Here is a 19136-nt window from a genome sequence, read left to right on the forward strand (position 1 = left end):
AGAAAGCTTCTTTGAATTGATGTATTTCATCCGCAGATTATGCACGAATGCTAAGAAAATTAGAGTGAAAATATCAATCAAAAAGGTGGTCATTTTTTGATTTATGAAAGAGATCTAATGAAAAATATATTAACTTTGAGTGTTGAATTGGTATTATTTTGAAATATTTTTTCAAAATATTAATAAAATAAATAATTTTTTAATTTAAAGATCTTATAACGTGAATCTTATAAAACCCAGTTAAATTCATATAATATATTTACACAGGATAAGAAGCATGAATATGCAAAATAAATGATGTGTTTTTGAATAATTTTTTTTTTACTTATACACGCTTATTTTTATATGAATATCCAGTTTGATAAACTCATTTTTTATGAAATCCCAGTAATGGAAGGTGGATTTTTGAAGTTAGAAACTCTTATAGTTTCAGGTACGTTTAATGGTAATTAAAAGGTCATATATTTACCATATTTAATTGATTTTATTTATAAATTTTTCACAATAAGGTGTAAGACGGATAAATTAATATTGAGATAAAAACATTTTTTATAATCTTTGCCTTAGAGATGTTATGGATGGAATCAGCATGATCAAGAAACATATATGTTTTGTCGTAATGGCGCTATTTGGGTTAGGGGGATGTCAAACTCATAGTACAGATCAAACGCCCTTTATCATGATTACAAAGTCATTAGGAACCAAGCAGTGTTCGGAAGTTAATGCCAATGATCAGCTTCAGCAACTTAAACATGAATTAGAGCAGGCAAATATTAAAGTTTTTGCTGCTGAAATTGGTATGGATCAAATGATGCATATCACTTTATGTGGAGCTGAAGATGGGAAAATGGTAGTTTTTAAGGTAAAAAGTAATGTCTTAAATGAAGCTGAAAAAATGGGTTATCAACTTAAAGTAGCTGATGAATGATTGTTACCGATTTAAGTGTGTCGCAAGTACATGCCAACAATCTCAGGGCAAGAGAGGACTAAGGTTTGTAGCCGCGTTGTTGAATGGGAAATGTCACATTTGCAAATAAAAGCGACTGATTGAAGTCGCCTTTATTTGATTTAATTTAACCTTGTTAATTGATACGTAACCAAGTCTGGCTTCGACCCAACGCGGAAATACCAATATAACCCCGACCACTTAATGTTTTGCCATCTGGGGATAATTTGGCATTGAAGCTATAGGTTTTACCATTTTTAGGATCGGTAATTTTTCCGCCATCATAACTATTGTGAGTAGCCTTTTTCAGACCAGATACAATTTGCACGCCTTTAAGCGGTTTGTTATAAAATTTCCCTTTGCATTTGGTACATTTTTCACCTTCAGTTCCCTCCAATACATGAATAATTTTTGCAGAGAGCACACCTTGAGAGTTTTCTGTAAATTGCACAATGGATAAAGGTTTTTTTGTTTCATCATCAATAGTTTTCCACTTACTGCCATGTAAGGGGTCGGAGGCTAGAGCTAGCGTAGAAACGAGAGATAGTCCCAATATACTGAATGTTGTTTTTATCATCATTAGACCTCAACTGATTTGAGTAAGCGTTTATTCAGGTCGAAGCCAAAAGAAACAGATCTAATATCGATCTGATCTCTGACTTCAACAGCTACAAAATGCATCGAAGCACCATGTTCAGATAAAACGATGCTAAAAAATATTGTAATTATTGTGGATTTTTCATGGATTTATGTTTTGAATTCTGAGTTGGGGTACATTTTTTATCCTATTTCTCTAAAATCATAACAAAATGAATAAATAATAGTTGAGCCTATTTAAGATTATAAAGTTGGAGCCTGCAAATCATTTTAGTCAGCTTAAAAAAGTTTTGTTCTTATGCTAAGGATGACGGGAGCGAGCTTATCTTTAACAACATGGCTGTTTAGAAATCAGTTATAATGCATAATAAATCCAATAGAGTCAGTTCTCTAGGCGCAATTTGATGGTCTGCAATTCATGGTAAAGGTTAAAGTTAAATTGGGTAAAGATATATTGTTATGCTACTTTCTTCGATGTGAGTGATAATTTATCTTCTGCAATTGCTTCACTGGAGAGAATTGCTTTGTATAAAAATACTGGCAATCCATCTTCAGAATCTTTAACTTTTAATTCTTTGCTTCCATCGCGATATTCAAATATCGCAATTGGGTAGTTGTCCTGATCTACTATATAAAATCTTCTGTCTTTGATAATTAATTGATGATCTAAAAATTGGTGTTGTAATAATCGCATAAATTTACTTTCATTTTGTGAAAGCAAATTTAACTCTCGGATTCTATCTGCATCACTGAGATATCTTATTTTTGCCCGTTGTCTTTCATTATAGCTTAATAAATAGACATTTCGGGTTTTTGATGATGCCTTTACTTTAAGTTTTTCCTTTTTATGTTGGGTATCATTAAATAAGTAGCCCACCATAAAACCAAAAATTAGACAGAAAACAGCAATGCCCATTTGTATGTTTTTCCAGTATGTATAATTTTTAAAAATATTGATTTATATAAATTAAGTCACAGAGAAAAAGTGGTTTTTCCAACCTTTCTCTAACTTCTGTTTATCTAAAACACATTTTAGCACTAAAACCTAAATAAATTGATATATTTCAATCTATTAATTTAATTATTTGATCTAACTTTCACTTTCTATACAAGTTATCCTGTTTTAAGCATTTTTCATAAATAGGAGAGAACATCAGACAAAATCACTCTATAATACTGTCCATCATTTCTAGGGTCAGTCGTTCGGGATGCTGCACGCATGACACTAGTCACACTATTTCTTAAGTCAATTTCTTATCCCTGATTCGGCTTATATTTTATTTTTTTTGATTTTTATGTGTTGCACTGACACATAAAAATATTTAGGTGCCAGCATGGAAATTAAGGTCAATTATCTTGACAACCTTCGACAAGAAGCCAAGTTCGATGATTTCACGGTAATCGCCGATCAACCCATTCGCTATAAAGGCGACGGTTCAGCGCCAGGTCCATTCGACTATTTTCTTGCGTCATCAGCCTTATGTGCCGCTTACTTTGTAAAGGTGTACTGTGCAGCGCGTGATATTCCAACCGATAATATCCGTTTGTCGCAAAACAATATTGTAGACCCTGAAAACCGTTACAAGCAGATTTTTAAAATTCAGGTTGAACTACCAGCCGATATTTCCGAAAAAGACCGCCAAGGCATTTTGCGTTCCATTGATCGCTGTACGGTTAAGAAAGTGATCCAAACCGGTCCGGAATTTGTGATCGAAGAAGTGGAAAGCATTGATGCCGATGCACAAGCCCTGCTGATGCCGAGCTTGGCTTCGGAAAGCAGCACCTATATTCCCGGTAAAGATCTGCCTTTAGAAGAAACCATTGCCAATATGTCTGGCATTATGGCGAACTTGGGGATGAAGATTGAAATCGCATCATGGCGCAACATTGTACCGAATGTGTGGTCTTTACATATTCGCGATGCACAATCTCCAATGTGTTTTACTAACGGTAAAGGTTCGACCAAGGAAAGCGCTTTGGCTTCGGCCTTGGGTGAATTCATTGAGCGCTTGAACTGTAACTTCTTCTATAACGACCAGTTCTGGGGTGAAGACATCGCCAATGCGGAGTTTGTACATTTCCCGGATGAAAAATGGTTCAAGCCAGGACCAAATGGTGAATTGCCAAAAGAAATTCTGGATGAATACACCTTAGAAATTTATAACCCTGATGATGAACTGCTCGGCACACATTTGTATGATACCAACTCGGGTAATACTGTGCGCGGTATCTGTTCATTGCCATTTGTGCGTCAGTCAGATGGTGAAACGGTTTATTTCCCATCCAATCTGATTGAAAACTTATATCTCTCTAATGGTATGAGTGCAGGGAATACCTTGGCGGAAGCACAAGTCCAGTGTTTATCTGAAATTTTCGAACGTGCCGTTAAACGCGAAATTTTAGAAGGTGAAATTGCACTGCCAGATGTACCTGAAGATGTCTTGGCAAAATATCCAGGCATTGTGGCAGGCATTCAAGGTCTGGAAGAACAGGGCTTCCCTGTACTGGTTAAAGATGCATCTTTGGGCGGTAAGTATCCGGTAATGTGCGTAACCTTAATGAACCCACGTACTGGTGGTGTATTTGCCTCTTTTGGTGCACATCCAAAATTGGAAGTGGCTCTCGAGCGCAGCTTAACTGAATTGCTCCAAGGCCGTAGTTTTGAAGGCCTGAATGATCTGCCTAAACCGACATTCAGCAGTAACGCTGTAACCGAGCCGAATAACTTTGTCGAGCACTTTATTGATTCTAGCGGTGTCGTGTCATGGCGTTTCTTTAGTTCCAAGTCTGACTATGAGTTTGTGGAGTGGGACTTCACTGACGAAGGTAAAAACAGTAATGCTGAGGAAGCCGCAACCATGTTCGGCATTCTCGAAGATATGGGCAAAGAAGTATATATGGCAGTGTATGAGCATTTAGGTGCAACCGCTTGCCGTATTTTGGTTCCTGATTATTCGGAAATTTATCTGGTTGAAGATTTAATTTGGGATAATACCAACAAGGCATTATTGTTCCGTGAAGATATCCTGAACCTGCATCGTTTAGATGAAGACCAGCTGGTCGCTTTGGTTGAACGTCTAGAAGAAGTTGAAGTCGATGATTACACCGACATTACCACTTTGATTGGGGTCGAGTTTGACGACAATACCGTTTGGGGCCAGCTCACCATTCTAGAGTTAAAACTGCTCATTTATATTGCTTTGCAAGAGTTTGAAGAAGCCAAAGAGCTGGTGGAAACCTTCCTGCAGTACAACACCAATACCGTTGAGCGTGGCTTATTCTATCAGTGCATGAACGTGGTTCTAGAAGTAGAACTTGATGATGACATGGACTTGAATGATTACGAAGCCAATTTCCGCCGTATGTTTGGTGATGAGCGTATGGATGCGGTAATTGGCTCGATGGACGGCAGTATCCGTTTCTATGGCCTAACTGAAACCAGCATGAAACTTGAAGGTTTAGACCGTCATTTACGTCTGATCGACAGCTACAAAAAACTGCATATGGCGCGCGGCAAATCTTTGCTGAAGTAAAGTTATTGAGGCTAACTCAAGTCTTTTTGCCCATGCGGATATAAATAAAAAACGGCTTAATCATCATGATTAAGCCGTTTTTTATTGTATGTAGCTTAGAACAATCATTTTTGTACAATTGAATCAGAGACCTGAAATAAGCTGAAGAGATGATCATAAATCGGGCATTTTGTATAAGCCCTGTATCAATTTTAGCTGTAATTACGGATGGATCTCTCATCTATTTGAGCACATAGATTGTTTTGGTGCGCTGAAGGATTTAAATGATAGTTTTATAAATTTTAAATATTTAAATAAATACAATAGCTTAATTTAAAAAATAAATATTGGCACACTATTTGAATAGCTTCTCTCAAATTTTCTAAGAAAAGCCTAAAGAGAGAAGTACATGAAAGTCGAACAAAAAAAGTTTTCAAAAAGTTTACTTGCTGTAGCAATGATGGGGAGTTTGGTATTGACTGGTTGCTCTAAACCGGCAGAAAAGACAGAAGCACCAGCAAGTGAAGCCAAAGCTGCTGCAACTGGCGATACCATTAAAGTGGGGATTCTACACTCACTGTCAGGGACTATGGCTATTTCAGAAACCTCTTTAAAAGATACAGCGCTGATGGCCATTAATGAAATTAATGCCAAGGGCGGGGTGATGGGGAAAAAATTAGAGCCTGTCGTGGTTGACCCTGCATCCGACTGGCCGCTTTTTGCTGAAAAAGCACGTCAGCTGATTACCCAAGACAAAGTTGCCGTCATTTTTGGTTGCTGGACTTCAGTTTCGCGTAAATCTGTCTTGCCTGTAGTGGAAGAGCTGAATGGCTTATTGTTCTATCCAGTGCAATATGAAGGTCAGGAGCAGTCTAAAAATATTTTCTATACAGGTGCGGCACCTAACCAGCAAGCGATTCCAGCTGTTGAATACCTGATGAGCGAAGAAGGTGGTAAGGCACAACGTTTTGTCTTGTTAGGTACAGACTATGTCTACCCTCGAACTACCAATAAAATTTTACGGGCTTTCCTGAAGTCTAAAGGCATTGCTGATACAGACATTATGGAAGAATACACGCCATTCGGGCATAGTAACTATCAAACCATTGTAGGCAATGTGAAAAAATTTGCTGCGGGTAAGAAAACGGCAGTGATCTCGACCATCAACGGCGACTCCAACGTACCATTCTATCGTGAACTGGGTAACCAGGGCATTAAAGCTGCAGACATTCCAGTAATGGCGTTCTCGGTGGGTGAAGAAGAACTTCGCGGTATTGATACCAAGCCACTGGTCGGACATCTCGCGGCATGGAACTATTTCATGTCGGTTAAAAATCCGAAAAATACTGAATTTATCGGCAAAATGAAACAGTATGCGGTGGAATACAAATTGCCGAATGCAGACAAGTTTGTCACCAATGACCCGATGGAAGCAACGTATGTCGGCATAAACATGTGGAAACAGGCGGTTGAAAAAGCCGGTTCGACCGATGTGGATAAAGTCCGTGAAGCAATGGCAGGACAATCTTTTGATGCACCTTCAGGTTATAAGCTGCAAATGGATGCAAGCAACCATCATTTACATAAACCGGTGATGATTGGTCAGATTCGTGGTGATGGCCAGTTTGATGTGGTCTACAAGACACCAAAAACTATTCCAGCTGAGCCTTGGAGCCCATATATTCCTAAATAATGTTCTCTTTAGCCTGCTGCGTTGGTAGCAGGCTTTTTCTTGATTTTCATTTCCCGTTTGGGGCAGCTTTACATTTATATATAAATAGGGAGGACACGAATGTTCACTCGCCTAAATTTCACGATTATATTTTTGATTTTGAGTCAGTGCCTATGGCTCAACATAGCTCATGCTGAAACTCAAACGACAATAGAAACAGCGCATAAGACTCAAGTTAGTCCTACAGAAGATGCGATTCAGCAATTTGTCCGTGGCGATTTTACCCAGCGTCGTGCCTTGCTTAATCAATGGCCATCCAGTATTGAACAGCTTAATCAACTGGCCGAATTTGTAGAAAAAGATCAGCTTTATACCGATAGTGCAGGCAATACCTATATTCTGGAAGCAGAAGACAAACTGTTCAGTTACCCAGCTCATAAAGCCATTGAAACCTGGCCGTCAGATTTATCCCAAGTCACTTTGGTAAATACCTTAAGCAAGGCATTGGCCTTTGGTCAGGCAAAAAAGAAATTAAATTCAGAAGAAGCCTCTCAACGTATTGAAGCAATTGATATCTTAGAAAATAACTTATCCGAGTTGGATGCAAAAGCTATCAACCAGCTGTATTTAAATGAAAAAAATAAGGGTGTTAAAGCCCGTTTTGCACAGTTAAAAGCTCGTCTGGATTATCAGTCTGATGATCTAGTGGTCAAAATTCAGGCGGCAAAAGTTTTAAAAGAATCTAATCGCCCAGATGTATTGGCATTGGTGGAGCAAGAGCTGAGCCAGTCAAATTTACATCCCGATCTTAAAGCGGCATTAACAGCTGCCCAAAGCAGTATCAAAACCCGGATTCAAGCCAGTGAATGGACCGGACATGTATTTTCAGGATTCAGTACGGCCAGCATTTTATTGCTTGCAGCACTTGGATTGGCGATTACTTATGGACTGCTCGGTGTGATTAATATGGCGCATGGCGAGCTGATCATGATTGGAGCTTATACCACCTATGTGGTACAAACTTTCTTTAAGTCCCATTTCAGTGGTCTGGTGGACTGGTATCTAATTGCGGCAATTCCTGCGGCGTTTATAGTCAGCGCAGTCATTGGCATGCTGATCGAACGTACCGTGATTCGTCCTTTATATGGCCGTCAACTGGAAACCTTATTGGCAACTTTTGGGGTCAGTCTGATCCTGATGCAACTGGTCCGGATGATCTTTGGCGCACAAAACGTAGAAGTGTCGAATATTTCCTGGCTTTCTGGCGGAATTTCGATTACGCCTAGCCTGATGCTGCCATATAACCGGATTGCCATCATTGTATTCACAGTTGCTATATTACTGCTTCTGGTTTATCTGCTCAATAAAACCCGTTTTGGTCTATTTGTTCGTGCCGTAACCCAAAACCGTCAAATGGCGCGTGCAGTGGGCATTCGTTCTAGCCGCATTGACATGATGGCCTTTGGTCTGGGGTCGGGTCTAGCTGGTCTTGCCGGTTGTGCCTTGGCTCAAGTCGGTAATGTCGGGCCAGACCTCGGTCAAAACTACATTATTGATGCTTTCCTAGTCGTGGTGGTTGGTGGGGTTGGTCAAGTCTGGGGAGCTGTGCTTGCAGCACTTGGTCTAGGCGTGAGTGGTACCGTGCTGGAAATTGGCATGGGAGCAGTACTGGCAAAAATTATTCTCTTGGTTCTTGTGATTTTGTTTATTCAGAAACGTCCACAAGGTTTGTTTGCCCTGAAAGGACGCTTTGTGGAGTAAGCCTATGAAAATCACATCATTACTGTCAGATAAGCCTCATAGCGCAATTGCTATTTCCGTATGTTTTGCCATTTTACTGGCTTTGCCGTGGCTACATTTATTGCCCGCAGATTCCGCCTTACATCTTTCTGCCTATTGGATCACCTTGATCGGCAAGATCATGTGCCTGGCTTTAGTTGCCTTGGCACTTGATCTGGTCTGGGGCTATGCCGGTATTTTAAGTTTGGGGCATGGCTTGTATTTCGCTTTGGGCGGCTATGCCTTTGGCATGTACCTGATGCGTCAATCCGCAGGCGATGGCCTACCTGACTTTATGCGCTTTTTGAGCTGGACTGAATTACCCTGGTTTTGGGTCGGAACCAATCACTTTTGGTGGGCAATGATTCTTGTGGTGTTGGTGCCAGGATTAATTGCCTTTATTTTTGGTTTCTTTGCCTTCCGCTCAAAAATCAAAGGCGTTTATTTCTCGATTATCACCCAAGCGATGACCTTTGCTGCGGCACTTTTATTCTTCCGCAATGAAACAGGGTTCGGTGGAAATAATGGCTTTACCGGTTTTAAAACTATTTTAGGCATGGATATTACCTCTGCACCCATGCGTGCCAGTCTGTGTTTTATCACCGCCTTGGTGCTATTACTGTGTTTTGTTGGCCTACGCCATTTGATGAATAAACCTTATGGTCGAGTGCTCGGTGCCATTCGTGACAGTGAAAACCGTCTGCAATATTTAGGTTATCGCACGCTATGGTACAAGCTTTCAGCCTGGGTACTGTCTGCGGTGATCGCAGGGATTGCAGGGGCCTTATATGTGCCACAAGCCGGCATTATTAACCCCAGTGAAATGAACCCGGTGAACTCGATTGAAATGGCAGTCTGGGTGGCGGCAGGTGGGCGCGGTACGCTAATCGGTCCGATTTTGGGTGCAGGTCTGATCAATACTGTAAAAACTTACTTTACTGTGGCTTATCCGGAAGCATGGCTATTGATTCTGGGAGCGTTATTTATTGTGGTCACCATTTTCCTGCCTAAAGGTGTAATTGGTTTGTTTGACCGTTTTAAAAAGGAGCGTAGCGAATGAGTGAAATTCTACAACCTCATGGCGGCCATGCTTCTGAAAGTTATGGTCGACTGAAAGAACAAGGCCCGGACTTTAGTCATGGCATTGCCTTGTATCTGGAAAAAGTCAGTGTCTGGTTTGATGCTTTCCGTGCCCTAAATGATTTATCGCTGTATATCGAAGAAGGGGAACTGCGCTGCATTATCGGGCCAAATGGTGCCGGTAAAACCACCTTAATGGATGTGATTACCGGTAAAACCCGGCCTACTGAAGGTTCTGCATTTTTTGGCCAGACCTATAATCTGGCGAAAATGAGTACCGAGGAAATTGCTGAAGCGGGGATCGGGCGTAAATTTCAGAAACCGACCGTGTTTGAAAATTTTACGGTGATGGAAAATCTGCTCTTAGCCGCACCGAAAGATAAACGGGTGAAGAAGAGCTTTTTCAGCAAGCTTGATCCCGATGCACAAAATGCTCTGGATGAATCTTTACAGCAAATCCGCTTGCAGGAATTTATCAACAAACCTGCTGGTTTACTATCGCATGGTCAAAAGCAATGGCTAGAAATTGGCATGTTACTCATGCAACGTCCAAAACTGATTTTGTTGGATGAACCTGTAGCAGGTATGACCGATGCTGAAACTGAACGGACTGCCGAGCTGTGTTTAGAACTTAAGGAAAATCATACCCTTGTTGTGGTCGAACATGACATGAGCTTTATCGATACCATCAGTGAAAAAGTTACGGTATTGGCCCAAGGGGCGATTTTAGCCGAAGGGACATTGGCCGAAGTACAAGCCAATGAAGATGTCATTGAAAAATATCTCGGGCGTTAAGGAGTGACTGATGCTGGAAGTAAAAGATGTAAATCAGTTTTATGGTGGCAGTCACATTCTACGTGATGTGTCATTTCATGCGCCTGTCGGTGAATGTTCGGTGGTGCTTGGCCGTAACGGCGTAGGAAAAACCACGCTACTCAAGTGTTTAATGGGCATTTTGCCAATTAAGTCTGGTCAGATCTTGCTGGATGGTAAGGATATTTCCAAACTCAGTCCGGAACAGCGTGTCCGTGCAGGTTTGGCTTACGTGCCGCAAGGACGCGATATCTTTTCGATCTTAACGGTCGAGGAAAATATCCTGATTGGTATGGCGAAATTTAAAGGTGCGAAAACGCGTAAAGTGCCCGAGCATCTTTATGAAATTTTCCCGGTGCTGTATGAGATGAAACATCGTCGAGGTGGGGATTTGTCCGGTGGTCAGCAACAGCAATTAGCCATTGCCCGGGCACTTGCTTCTGAACCGCGGGTATTGATATTGGATGAACCGACTGAAGGCATTCAGCCATCGATCATTAAGGATATCGGTAAGGTGATTCGTAAACTTGCCGATGGTGGAGAAATGGCAATCGTGCTGGTAGAACAGTTCTATGATTTCGCTGAAGAGCTCGCAGATGGCTATACCGTCATGGCACGCGGGCAGGTGATTGCTCAAGGTATGGGAAGTGAAATGCCTGAAAAAGGGATTCGGGAGTTAGTGGCGATTTAAATTCCCTCTCCCTGACCCTCTCCCAAAGGGAGAGGGAAAGAAGTTTCCCTTTAAAAAGGAGGTTTGGAGGGATTTATAAATACTGTTAAATCTCTGTATTTTCACTCCATAAAAAATACATGCCATATTGACCAGTACGGAATTCTCCACCCACAGATTTGCCTTCATCAGTTAAAAAGTGCTTTCCATTTTCATTTAGTGTCAGATAGCCTTTTGTAATTAATTTTTCAAAAGTGTCCGCTGTTTTTAAGCCAAGTTTTGCTGCCAGCTTCGCTGTAGTCAGTTTTGTGAAAGCGGTATTTTCTTCGGATTTATTATCTTCAATTGGGAGAGATTCTGCTTTTACTTCATCCAATGTAATACGAACTTCGTCACTAATACGAATAATCCGTTGTGCTTCTTCATAAGCTTCTTTAAACACATCATTATCTTCATATTTACGGATCAGAATCCCCATTTCATTATTGTTAACTTGGCTAAACTCATAAAGATTTAAGCTTGAAATAATGCACTCAGATTCATTCAAATAGCATTTCGCATGCAAATTTTTACAGAAACTCAGACGTACATAATCCAGTTTTTGCATCCATTTAATTTCGTCAGGGTGCAGATCACTTTTTCCATAAACAATACGGATATCAATTTTAAGACGGTCTTTGTCTTCTAATAGTTCTTTAATGCGATCATTGAGACGTAAATATGGGCTAATTAAAATTAAACGTTCTTTGGCATTTTTAATAAGTTCTTCTAAAAAGAAATTTGTTCCGCTTGTATTCAAAAATTTTGCCATGTATCCCTCATATTCTTATTTAATAGTTGTAGAGATATTAGCTTAAATTTTTGAATCAAGAAAATAATTTGACTTATAGACGCTCAATTAAAAAACTTCAGACTTTTACCTTCCATATAACTTTAGAACATCTGATAAAACAAGTTGGCACGATAACTGCTTTATTTTGATGCAAATTTTTAATTCTAAAAAACATTTGGTCTCAATTTGGAACAAATGATGAATTTATAAACATCCATAGGGTAGTTATGAAAATTTATACGCAGCGTTTGGAAAACATTGCATCTGAACGCAATTTTGAGTCTCTGGAACTCACATTTGATACACGCCAAAAGAGCCGTTTTCGTGCAACTTTAAATAATGGCATCGATATTGGTGCAGATTTGCCGCGTACAGGAATTTTGCGCAGTGGTTCTTTTATTGCAACTGAACAGGGTGAAATTCTTCGTGTAGATGCCAAGCCTGAAAAACTCATGCAGGTCATGACAGACAATAGTTTCGACTTATTAAAAGCAGCTTATCACTTGGGAAATCGTCATGTCCCCTTGATGCTGACACCTTCAGCACTTTACTTTGAACCAGATCATGTACTGGCCGAAATGGTGCAGGGTTTAGGCCTTGAAGTGAAAGAAGTGATGCACCCTTTTGAACCAGAAAGCGGCGCCTATGCCCAGCATCAACATGATCACCGTTTAAGCCCAATCAAGGCTTTACATCATGTCCATCACTAATGCATCACAACTGCTCAGCTTGCTGACTTTGTCTTCAACGGCACTGCCGATTGGAGCGTACTGTTATTCGCAAGGGGTAGAAAGCGCAATTGAAAAAGGCATGCTGCACGATGAAGCCTCTTGCGTGAGCTATTTTCATGAAGTGCTGGAGATGTTGCTGGTCCGCTTTGAATTACCGGTACTCAAGCGTCTGGTTGAAACTTTTGATGATGCTGAACAGTTTCAGCATTGGGCAGAATTCTATCGTGCCAGCCGCGAATCCAAAGAGTTATTGGCTGAATCGCAGCAATTGGCATTTTCTTTGAATGCATGGATTAGAGATGTATTGAAACAAACGCCAAGTGTGAAAAAGCAGCTGGGATTTGTGCCGGTCTATGCACATTTATGTGGTGAGTTGGGGCTAGATCTTGCTGATGTATTAACGGCCTATAGTTTTACCGTACTGGAAAATCAGGTGTTGGCGGCAGTTAAAACCATTCCGCTGGGGCAGATGAGCGGACAGCGAATTTTATGGCAATTGCATCAGCAAATTCCTGCAGCGGTGCAGGCTGCATTGGCTTTGGAAGATCACGAGATCAGCAGCGCATTACCGCAATATGCCATGTTGAGCATGTCGCACGAAACCCAGTATTCACGCTTATTCCGGTCTTAATTTTCAGATCAGAACATAAGTAAAAAGATTAAAAAGCACTTTAAAAAATAGTGCCAAGAAAATGTAAAAAAGGAAATCAACATGTCAGAACGTAGTCCATTACGCGTTGGAATTGGCGGTCCAGTCGGATCAGGTAAAACCGCTTTAACCTTGAATTTATGTCTTGCACTGCGTGAAAAATACAATATGGCAGTAGTCACCAATGACATTTACACCAAAGAAGATTCGAACTTTTTAACCCGTCATGAAGCGATGTCGCCAGAACGTATCGTTGGCGTGGAAACAGGTGGCTGTCCGCATACCGCGATTCGTGAAGATGCCTCCATTAACCTGGCTGCCATTGATGATCTGTGTGAAAAGTTTGATGGTCTGGAGCTGATTATTATTGAAAGTGGTGGCGATAACCTGGCTGCAACCTTTAGTCCTGAATTGTCCGATTTAACCCTGTATGTGATTGACGTGGCGGGTGGTGAAAAGATTCCGCGTAAAGGTGGACCAGGCATTACCAAATCAGACTTATTAATTATCAATAAAACAGATTTGGCGCCAATGGTCGGAGCCAGCCTTGAAGTGATGGATCAGGACGCGAAGCGTATGCGTGGCGATAAACCATTTTTATTTTCCAATATGAAAACTCAGGATGGCTTGAACGACATTATCAGCTTTATCGAAAAACAAGGTTTATTTAAGTCTTAAAGGGGAAATTCATTATGCGTTTATTTAAACACTTACTGGTTGCGGGATTTGCCGCTTTACCAATGCTGGCAATGGCTCATCCGGGGCATGATCATCATAGCGGATTCTGGGCGGGCTTCATGCATCCCTTTACTGGTTTAGATCATCTCATGATGGCAATTGCTTTTGGGGTATTGATGTGGACAGCAAATCAGCGCTGGAAAATTGCAGGTCTAATGGGTCTGGCAGCAGCCATGATTGCAGGCTTTACGTTGGGTGCTGAAGGCATGCTATCCACCTCACTGGCGGAGTCAGGCATTATTGCTTCACTGGTATTTGTAGCTGTAGCTTTATGGAGCAAATCCAGCAAGGTCTTACCTGTGGCAGCGGTACTGTTAGCCAACTTCCACGGCGTGGCGCATGGCAGCGAACTCGGTCAAGCTGGACATGTATCTTTACTGATTATCGGCATGGTTACAGCGATGGCATTGATCTATGGCATCGGCTTAGCTCTTGGTGCATTCGTGAATAAATATGTGCCTTATGGCAAGCAAATTATTGGCGGTCTGGCAGCGGTTGTCGCCGTGATTGGTCTGGCTTAACACTGTTTAATAATTTTGATGCTGAGTTAATTGTTTGATGCATGACCTTGCAGAAAGAAGCATGAACCAGAATTTATGGTACGCACGTTTGGAAATGGGTTTTCAGGCCCAACAGCAGACTGCGCGGACCATATTGCAGCACCGCAAGCATCATGGTCCGGTACGCATCCAAAAGATGTTATGGCCTGAAACCAATGGCATTTGTCATGCCATTATCGTGCACCCACCAGCAGGTATAGCCGGTGGTGATCATCTGACTTTCGATATGCAGGTGGATGCCAATGCCCATGCCTTGGTGACCACGCCGGGCGCAGGAAAATGGTATCGAACCAATGGCAAGCAGGCTTTTCAGCACATTCATATCCGTTTAAATGATCATGCGGTTTTTGAATGGTTGCCGCAGGAAACCATGCTGTTTGATGGTGCCAATGCCAGTTCTGAAACAATCGTCCATTTAGATGTTGCAGCCAGTTTTATCGGTTGGGATATGTTGGTGATCGGGCGGCAGGCACGTGATGAACAGTTTGTACAAGGGGCTTATCAAAACCGTTTTCAGCTATGGCGAAATGACAAGCTTCTGGTTGCAGATAGCTTAAATTTTAAGGGTGATGACCGCTGGCTGAATTCATGTTTAGGCATGGATGGTCATGCAGTGATGGGCAGTTTTTGGGCTGTGCCGCCTGAAAAATATCGTGCAAGTGTTCATCTGGAAGCACATATTGATTTGACTCGTGAACTGATCATGCGCATGGATGTACCGATTACTTTAACCGTATTGGGTGATGTCATTTGTGCCAGATTCTTAGGTGATGATGTACGTCACTGTCATGATGGTTTTGCAGCCATACGTGCCCGATTAAGACGCTACTGGTTTGATCTGGATGAAGCATTTCCAAGAATTTGGCGGACGTAATCCTTTTATTCCCTCTCCTGGTAGGAGAGGGAAAGTTTCCGGAATAAATTTTGTAATCAATCTCCCTCTCCCTATGGGAGAGGGTTGGGGTGAGGGCATTAACGTATTTAATCCCTCCTTGCGAGACATTGTCTCTCATCCCAAAGGGAGGGAGAACACCAAATATCGAATCTTGCACACATTTTGCATTCAATACATTGATATAGATTAGGAAAGAGATATGGAACTCAATCCAACAGAAAAAGACAAAATGCTGATTTTTACTGCGGGCTTGGTGGCAGAACGTCGTAAAGCACGCGGTTTAAAGCTGAACTATCCCGAAGCGATTGCTTATATTTCTGCTGCATTGCTTGAGGGTGCGCGTGACGGCATGACCGTCAGCGAATTGATGCATTACGGCACGACATTGCTATCCCGTGATGATGTGATGGATGGCATTGCTGAAATGATTGCTGAAGTGCAAGTCGAAGCGACATTTCCGGATGGATCAAAGCTGGTCACTGTCCATCAACCGATTGTGTAGGAGCGGCATATGATTCCTGGGGAAATTTTTACACCAGATAGCGACATTGAAATGAATGTCGGGCGTGAAACCTTAAAGATTACCGTAGCCAATATCGGTGACCGTCCTATTCAGGTCGGCTCACATTTTCACTTTGCTGAAGCCAATGATGCTTTGCAGTTTGACCGTGAGCAGGCCAAAGGTTTCCGCTTAAATATTGCAGCGGGGACAGCCATCCGTTTTGAACCGGGTCAAAAGCGTGATGTGGAATTGGTGGCACTTGCCGGGAAACGTGAAGTTTATGGCTTTGCAGGCCGGGTAATGGGTAAGCTCGATTCATAAAAATCGCATCAGAATTATAAAGGTTTATAAATCATGAAAATGTCACGTCGTGCTTATGCCGAAATGTTTGGACCGACGGTCGGGGACCGTGTCCGTCTTGCCGATACCGAATTATTTATTGAAGTTGAACAGGACTTCACGACCTATGGCGAAGAGGTCAAATTTGGTGGCGGAAAAGTAATTCGTGATGGCATGGGACAATCACAACTTTTGTCATCTGAAGTGGCTGACACTGTCATTACAAATGCACTCATTATTGACTGGTGGGGTATTGTCAAAGCCGATGTCGGCTTAAAAAATGGCCGGATCTGGAAAATTGGCAAGGCTGGTAATCCGGATATTCAACCAGATATTTCAATTCCGCTTGGGGCTGCCACTGAAGTGATTGCCGGTGAAGGCCAAATTCTCACTGCAGGCGGGGTGGATACCCATATTCACTGGATCTGCCCGCAACAGGTAGAAACTGCCATGATGTCAGGTATTACTACCATGATTGGTGGCGGTACAGGCCCTGCAGCCGGAACATCAGCGACCACAGTAACACCAGGTCCTTGGCATATTGCCACCATACTACAAGCCATAGATGATTTGCCAATGAATATTGGTCTATTGGGTAAAGGGAATTTAAGCCAGCCTGAACCGATTGCAGAGCAAATTAAAGCCGGTGTGGTTGGATTAAAGCTGCATGAAGATTGGGGTTCAACACCAGCAGCGATTGATAACTGCTTAACTGTGGCCGATCAGTTCGATGTACAAGTCGCGATTCATACAGACACACTAAACGAAAGTGGCTTTCTAGAAGAAACTTTGACGGCTTTTAAAAACCGTACCATTCATACCTATCATACTGAAGGTGCAGGTGGTGGACATGCACCTGATATTCTAAAAGCCATTGGGCAGCCAAATGTCTTGCCATCTTCAACCAATCCGACCCGTCCATATACCATCAATACCATTGATGAACATCTGGACATGTTAATGGTCTGTCATCACTTGGATCCCTCTATTGCCGAAGATGTGGCATTTGCAGAAAGCCGTATCCGCCGTGAAACTATTGCTGCGGAAGATATTTTGCAGGATATGGGTGCAATTGCCATGATGTCATCAGACTCACAGGCGATGGGTCGCGTGGGTGAAGTGATTTTGCGTACCTGGCAAACCGCACATAAAATGAAAGTACAACGCGGAGCTTTAGAAGGTGATACGCCTTATAAAGATAACAATCGGGTGAAACGTTATATCGCCAAATACACCATTAACCCTGCGATTACCCATGGTTTAAGCCATGAAATTGGTTCGGTTGAAGAAGGTAAACTGGCCGATTTGGTCCTCTGGAAACCGGCTTTCTTTGGTGTTAAACCGTCCATGATCATTAAAGGTGGCATGATTGCAGCTGCGCCGATGGGTGATATTAATGCTTCTATTCCAACACCACAGCCTGTGCATTACCGTCCGATGTTTGGGGCTTATCCGCGTGGGGTGCATAACACCTGCATTACCTTCCTGTCGCAAGTCGCTATTGATGATGGCGTGCATGAAAAATTAGGCTTAAAAAAGCTGATTTCGCCATGTAAAGACACACGGCAGATCACGAAAAAGGACATGAAGCACAATAGTTACTGTCCGTTGATGGAAGTGCATCCCGAAACTTATGAGGTTCGTGCAGATGGTGTGCATTTGACCTGTGAACCTACGGAAGTACTGCCGATGGCGCAGCGATATTTCTTGTTTTAAATCCCATTGCTCCCTTTTTCAAAGGGGAAATTCCTCCCTTTATTAAAGGGAGGTTAGGAGGGATTGCTAAATGGGGAATTAAAATGATAAATTTTTAAAAAATAAACAGTTATTTTGCTATGGATTTTGAAAAAATTTTACTTGCTGCTTTTCAAGAAACTTTAAAATCTAATTATCAAAAACAGTTCGAAGATATTAAATGTGACGAGCAATATTATTATATTTATAAACATCTAAGCTTTGATCATAATCTTTATGTCCTAAATTTGTTTAGAAAACTTCAATTAAAATTCACACATCCAGATAATTTTAATGATCCATATGATTGTATGGCATCTATAGAGTTCGATGATGTACCGAATGATTTCAAGAAAATTTTACAGCAACATTTTTCTACAGCTATAAGAGCCAATTTGAGTGTAACTTGTTTTAATAATAATCCATTAAATATGCTCATGTGGTCTCATTATGCTCAAAGTCATAAAGGATTTTTGGTTGAATTTAAAATTCCACATCCAACTCTTGCATGGGTGCATAATGCATTTAATGTACAACCAGTAAAATATCAGGATGAATTCCCGAAAATTCCTTTAGAGATATCGAATCCCTTGAAAATTTTTGATCCAGTAAATAGTGAAAAAATGATACATTTTGTGACCAACCAATATTTAGTAAAATCTACGGATTGGTCATATGAAAAGGAATTTAGAACACTTGCACATGACTATGATCCAAACAATTTTAATTCTTTATTAAAAGTAATTCCCGCGGATTATATTTCTTCAGTTATTTTAGGTGCCAAACTGACTGATCAGGATCCAAATAAAAATAAACTTATAGAATCAGTCAATTATTATAATTATGAATTTCAACAAAATATCAAAATCTATCAAGCTGTTTTAAAACCAAATAGTTTTAAAATTACAGTTCCAAATCACCCAATTCTAGATAAAAAAACTAAAACTTTAGCTGCATTCTTAAATAGTTAGATTTTCGTAAAGACAAAATAGTAGTGTTATTTTTTATAGCCATGAAATTTCTGTTGTGGCGCATAAATTGCTTAATCCTTTCCTAATTTTTACTGTTTGATATAACACATTAGGAA

The 19136-nt window shown here is 41.1% G+C and carries 19 protein-coding genes; 16 read left to right on the forward strand and 3 right to left on the reverse strand.

Annotated features, from left to right (window positions below):
- Positions 1–589 precede the first annotated feature (589 nt).
- Entirely contained in the window at positions 590–928 is a 339-nt protein-coding gene (locus ACE01R_RS12940) for a hypothetical protein (RefSeq protein WP_395551564.1), read from the forward strand.
- Positions 929–1082: 154 nt separating this feature from the next.
- Here ACE01R_RS12940 and ACE01R_RS12945 read toward each other — a convergent pair whose 3' ends face one another.
- Entirely contained in the window at positions 1083–1523 is a 441-nt protein-coding gene (locus ACE01R_RS12945) for a DUF2147 domain-containing protein (RefSeq protein ID WP_395551721.1), read from the reverse strand.
- A gap of 477 nt (positions 1524–2000) precedes the next feature.
- The gene (locus tag ACE01R_RS12950; RefSeq protein WP_395551565.1) at positions 2001–2459 is read right to left on the reverse strand and encodes a hypothetical protein; all 459 of its coding nucleotides are present in this window, start codon (positions 2457–2459) and stop codon (positions 2001–2003) included.
- 418 nt (positions 2460–2877) lie between these two features.
- Here ACE01R_RS12950 and ACE01R_RS12955 point away from each other — a divergent pair, with 418 nt between their 5' ends.
- The 6 genes from ACE01R_RS12955 (at position 2878) to urtE (ending at position 11090) form a co-directional block, all read left to right on the forward strand.
- The gene (locus ACE01R_RS12955; protein WP_395551566.1) at positions 2878–5076 is read left to right on the forward strand and encodes an OsmC domain/YcaO domain-containing protein; all 2199 of its coding nucleotides are present in this window, start codon (positions 2878–2880) and stop codon (positions 5074–5076) included.
- A gap of 388 nt (positions 5077–5464) precedes the next feature.
- Complete coding sequence (gene urtA / locus ACE01R_RS12960; protein WP_395551567.1) at positions 5465–6748, forward strand: urea ABC transporter substrate-binding protein; 1284 nt, start codon at positions 5465–5467, stop codon at positions 6746–6748.
- Positions 6749–6847: 99 nt separating this feature from the next.
- Positions 6848–8488 (forward strand): urea ABC transporter permease subunit UrtB, encoded by a 1641-nt coding sequence (gene urtB / locus ACE01R_RS12965; protein WP_395551568.1) that lies wholly within the window; start codon positions 6848–6850, stop codon positions 8486–8488.
- A 4-nt stretch (positions 8489–8492) separates the two neighbouring features.
- Positions 8493–9566: an urea ABC transporter permease subunit UrtC gene (urtC, locus tag ACE01R_RS12970; RefSeq protein WP_395551569.1), complete on the forward strand. Its 1074-nt coding sequence runs from the start codon at positions 8493–8495 to the stop codon at positions 9564–9566.
- On the forward strand, positions 9563–10381 hold the full coding sequence (gene urtD / locus ACE01R_RS12975; RefSeq protein WP_395551570.1) for an urea ABC transporter ATP-binding protein UrtD: 819 nt from the start codon (positions 9563–9565) through the stop codon (positions 10379–10381). Before urtC ends, urtD begins: the two co-directional genes overlap by 4 nt.
- A gap of 10 nt (positions 10382–10391) precedes the next feature.
- Entirely contained in the window at positions 10392–11090 is a 699-nt protein-coding gene (urtE, locus tag ACE01R_RS12980; RefSeq protein WP_395551571.1) for an urea ABC transporter ATP-binding subunit UrtE, read from the forward strand.
- Positions 11091–11175: 85 nt separating this feature from the next.
- On the opposite strand, the gene ACE01R_RS12985 is transcribed toward urtE, so the two are convergent.
- On the reverse strand, positions 11176–11880 hold the full coding sequence (locus ACE01R_RS12985) for a phospholipase D family protein (RefSeq protein WP_395551572.1): 705 nt from the start codon (positions 11878–11880) through the stop codon (positions 11176–11178).
- Between the two features lie 248 nt (positions 11881–12128).
- Here ACE01R_RS12985 and ureE point away from each other — a divergent pair, with 248 nt between their 5' ends.
- The 9 genes from ureE to ACE01R_RS13030 all read left to right on the forward strand — a co-directional run bounded on the left by ureE (position 12129) and on the right by ACE01R_RS13030 (position 19020).
- The gene (ureE, locus tag ACE01R_RS12990) at positions 12129–12611 is read left to right on the forward strand and encodes an urease accessory protein UreE (protein ID WP_395551573.1); all 483 of its coding nucleotides are present in this window, start codon (positions 12129–12131) and stop codon (positions 12609–12611) included.
- The gene (locus tag ACE01R_RS12995; RefSeq protein ID WP_395551574.1) at positions 12598–13263 is read left to right on the forward strand and encodes an urease accessory protein UreF; all 666 of its coding nucleotides are present in this window, start codon (positions 12598–12600) and stop codon (positions 13261–13263) included. Before ureE ends, ACE01R_RS12995 begins: the two co-directional genes overlap by 14 nt.
- A gap of 81 nt (positions 13264–13344) precedes the next feature.
- Positions 13345–13959, forward strand: a complete 615-nt coding sequence (gene ureG, locus ACE01R_RS13000; RefSeq protein WP_291357280.1) for an urease accessory protein UreG — start codon at positions 13345–13347, stop codon at positions 13957–13959.
- Positions 13960–13973: 14 nt separating this feature from the next.
- The gene (locus ACE01R_RS13005) at positions 13974–14540 is read left to right on the forward strand and encodes a HupE/UreJ family protein (RefSeq protein WP_395551575.1); all 567 of its coding nucleotides are present in this window, start codon (positions 13974–13976) and stop codon (positions 14538–14540) included.
- Between the two features lie 37 nt (positions 14541–14577).
- Entirely contained in the window at positions 14578–15453 is an 876-nt protein-coding gene (locus tag ACE01R_RS13010; RefSeq protein WP_395551576.1) for an urease accessory protein UreD, read from the forward strand.
- A 220-nt stretch (positions 15454–15673) separates the two neighbouring features.
- On the forward strand, positions 15674–15976 hold the full coding sequence (gene ureA / locus ACE01R_RS13015) for an urease subunit gamma (RefSeq protein ID WP_291357286.1): 303 nt from the start codon (positions 15674–15676) through the stop codon (positions 15974–15976).
- Positions 15977–15985: 9 nt separating this feature from the next.
- Positions 15986–16297, forward strand: a complete 312-nt coding sequence (locus ACE01R_RS13020) for an urease subunit beta (RefSeq protein ID WP_395551577.1) — start codon at positions 15986–15988, stop codon at positions 16295–16297.
- Positions 16298–16330: 33 nt separating this feature from the next.
- On the forward strand, positions 16331–18031 hold the full coding sequence (ureC, locus tag ACE01R_RS13025) for an urease subunit alpha (protein WP_395551578.1): 1701 nt from the start codon (positions 16331–16333) through the stop codon (positions 18029–18031).
- Positions 18032–18150: 119 nt separating this feature from the next.
- A complete protein-coding gene (locus tag ACE01R_RS13030) occupies positions 18151–19020 on the forward strand; it encodes a DUF2971 domain-containing protein (protein WP_395551579.1) in 870 nt (289 codons plus the stop codon).
- Positions 19021–19136 lie beyond the last annotated feature (116 nt).

Origin of the sequence: Acinetobacter sp. BSP-28, from assembly GCF_044130285.1 — a bacterium.
Taxonomy (GTDB): Bacteria; Pseudomonadota; Gammaproteobacteria; order Pseudomonadales; family Moraxellaceae; genus Acinetobacter.

Excerpts from the sequence above, each read along its gene's own strand:
- ACE01R_RS13005 (WP_395551575.1), top strand. The coding sequence starts at position 13,974 with ATGCGTTTATTTAAACACTTACTGGTTGCGGGATTTGCCGCTTTACCA.
- ACE01R_RS13020 (WP_395551577.1), top strand. The coding sequence starts at position 15,986 with ATGATTCCTGGGGAAATTTTTACACCAGATAGCGACATTGAAATGAAT.
- ACE01R_RS12985 (WP_395551572.1), bottom strand. The coding sequence starts at position 11,880 with ATGGCAAAATTTTTGAATACAAGCGGAACAAATTTCTTTTTAGAAGAA.
- urtD (WP_395551570.1), top strand. The coding sequence starts at position 9,563 with ATGAGTGAAATTCTACAACCTCATGGCGGCCATGCTTCTGAAAGTTAT.
- ACE01R_RS12950 (WP_395551565.1), bottom strand. The coding sequence starts at position 2,459 with ATGGGCATTGCTGTTTTCTGTCTAATTTTTGGTTTTATGGTGGGCTAC.
- ACE01R_RS12995 (WP_395551574.1), top strand. The coding sequence starts at position 12,598 with ATGTCCATCACTAATGCATCACAACTGCTCAGCTTGCTGACTTTGTCT.
- ACE01R_RS12945 (WP_395551721.1), bottom strand. The coding sequence starts at position 1,523 with ATGATAAAAACAACATTCAGTATATTGGGACTATCTCTCGTTTCTACG.
- ureE (WP_395551573.1), top strand. The coding sequence starts at position 12,129 with ATGAAAATTTATACGCAGCGTTTGGAAAACATTGCATCTGAACGCAAT.
- urtE (WP_395551571.1), top strand. The coding sequence starts at position 10,392 with ATGCTGGAAGTAAAAGATGTAAATCAGTTTTATGGTGGCAGTCACATT.
- urtC (WP_395551569.1), top strand. The coding sequence starts at position 8,493 with ATGAAAATCACATCATTACTGTCAGATAAGCCTCATAGCGCAATTGCT.
- ACE01R_RS13030 (WP_395551579.1), top strand. The coding sequence starts at position 18,151 with ATGGATTTTGAAAAAATTTTACTTGCTGCTTTTCAAGAAACTTTAAAA.
- ACE01R_RS12955 (WP_395551566.1), top strand. The coding sequence starts at position 2,878 with ATGGAAATTAAGGTCAATTATCTTGACAACCTTCGACAAGAAGCCAAG.
- ACE01R_RS12940 (WP_395551564.1), top strand. The coding sequence starts at position 590 with ATGATCAAGAAACATATATGTTTTGTCGTAATGGCGCTATTTGGGTTA.
- ureG (WP_291357280.1), top strand. The coding sequence starts at position 13,345 with ATGTCAGAACGTAGTCCATTACGCGTTGGAATTGGCGGTCCAGTCGGA.
- ACE01R_RS13010 (WP_395551576.1), top strand. The coding sequence starts at position 14,578 with ATGCATGACCTTGCAGAAAGAAGCATGAACCAGAATTTATGGTACGCA.
- ureA (WP_291357286.1), top strand. The coding sequence starts at position 15,674 with ATGGAACTCAATCCAACAGAAAAAGACAAAATGCTGATTTTTACTGCG.
- urtA (WP_395551567.1), top strand. The coding sequence starts at position 5,465 with ATGAAAGTCGAACAAAAAAAGTTTTCAAAAAGTTTACTTGCTGTAGCA.
- urtB (WP_395551568.1), top strand. The coding sequence starts at position 6,848 with ATGTTCACTCGCCTAAATTTCACGATTATATTTTTGATTTTGAGTCAG.
- ureC (WP_395551578.1), top strand. The coding sequence starts at position 16,331 with ATGAAAATGTCACGTCGTGCTTATGCCGAAATGTTTGGACCGACGGTC.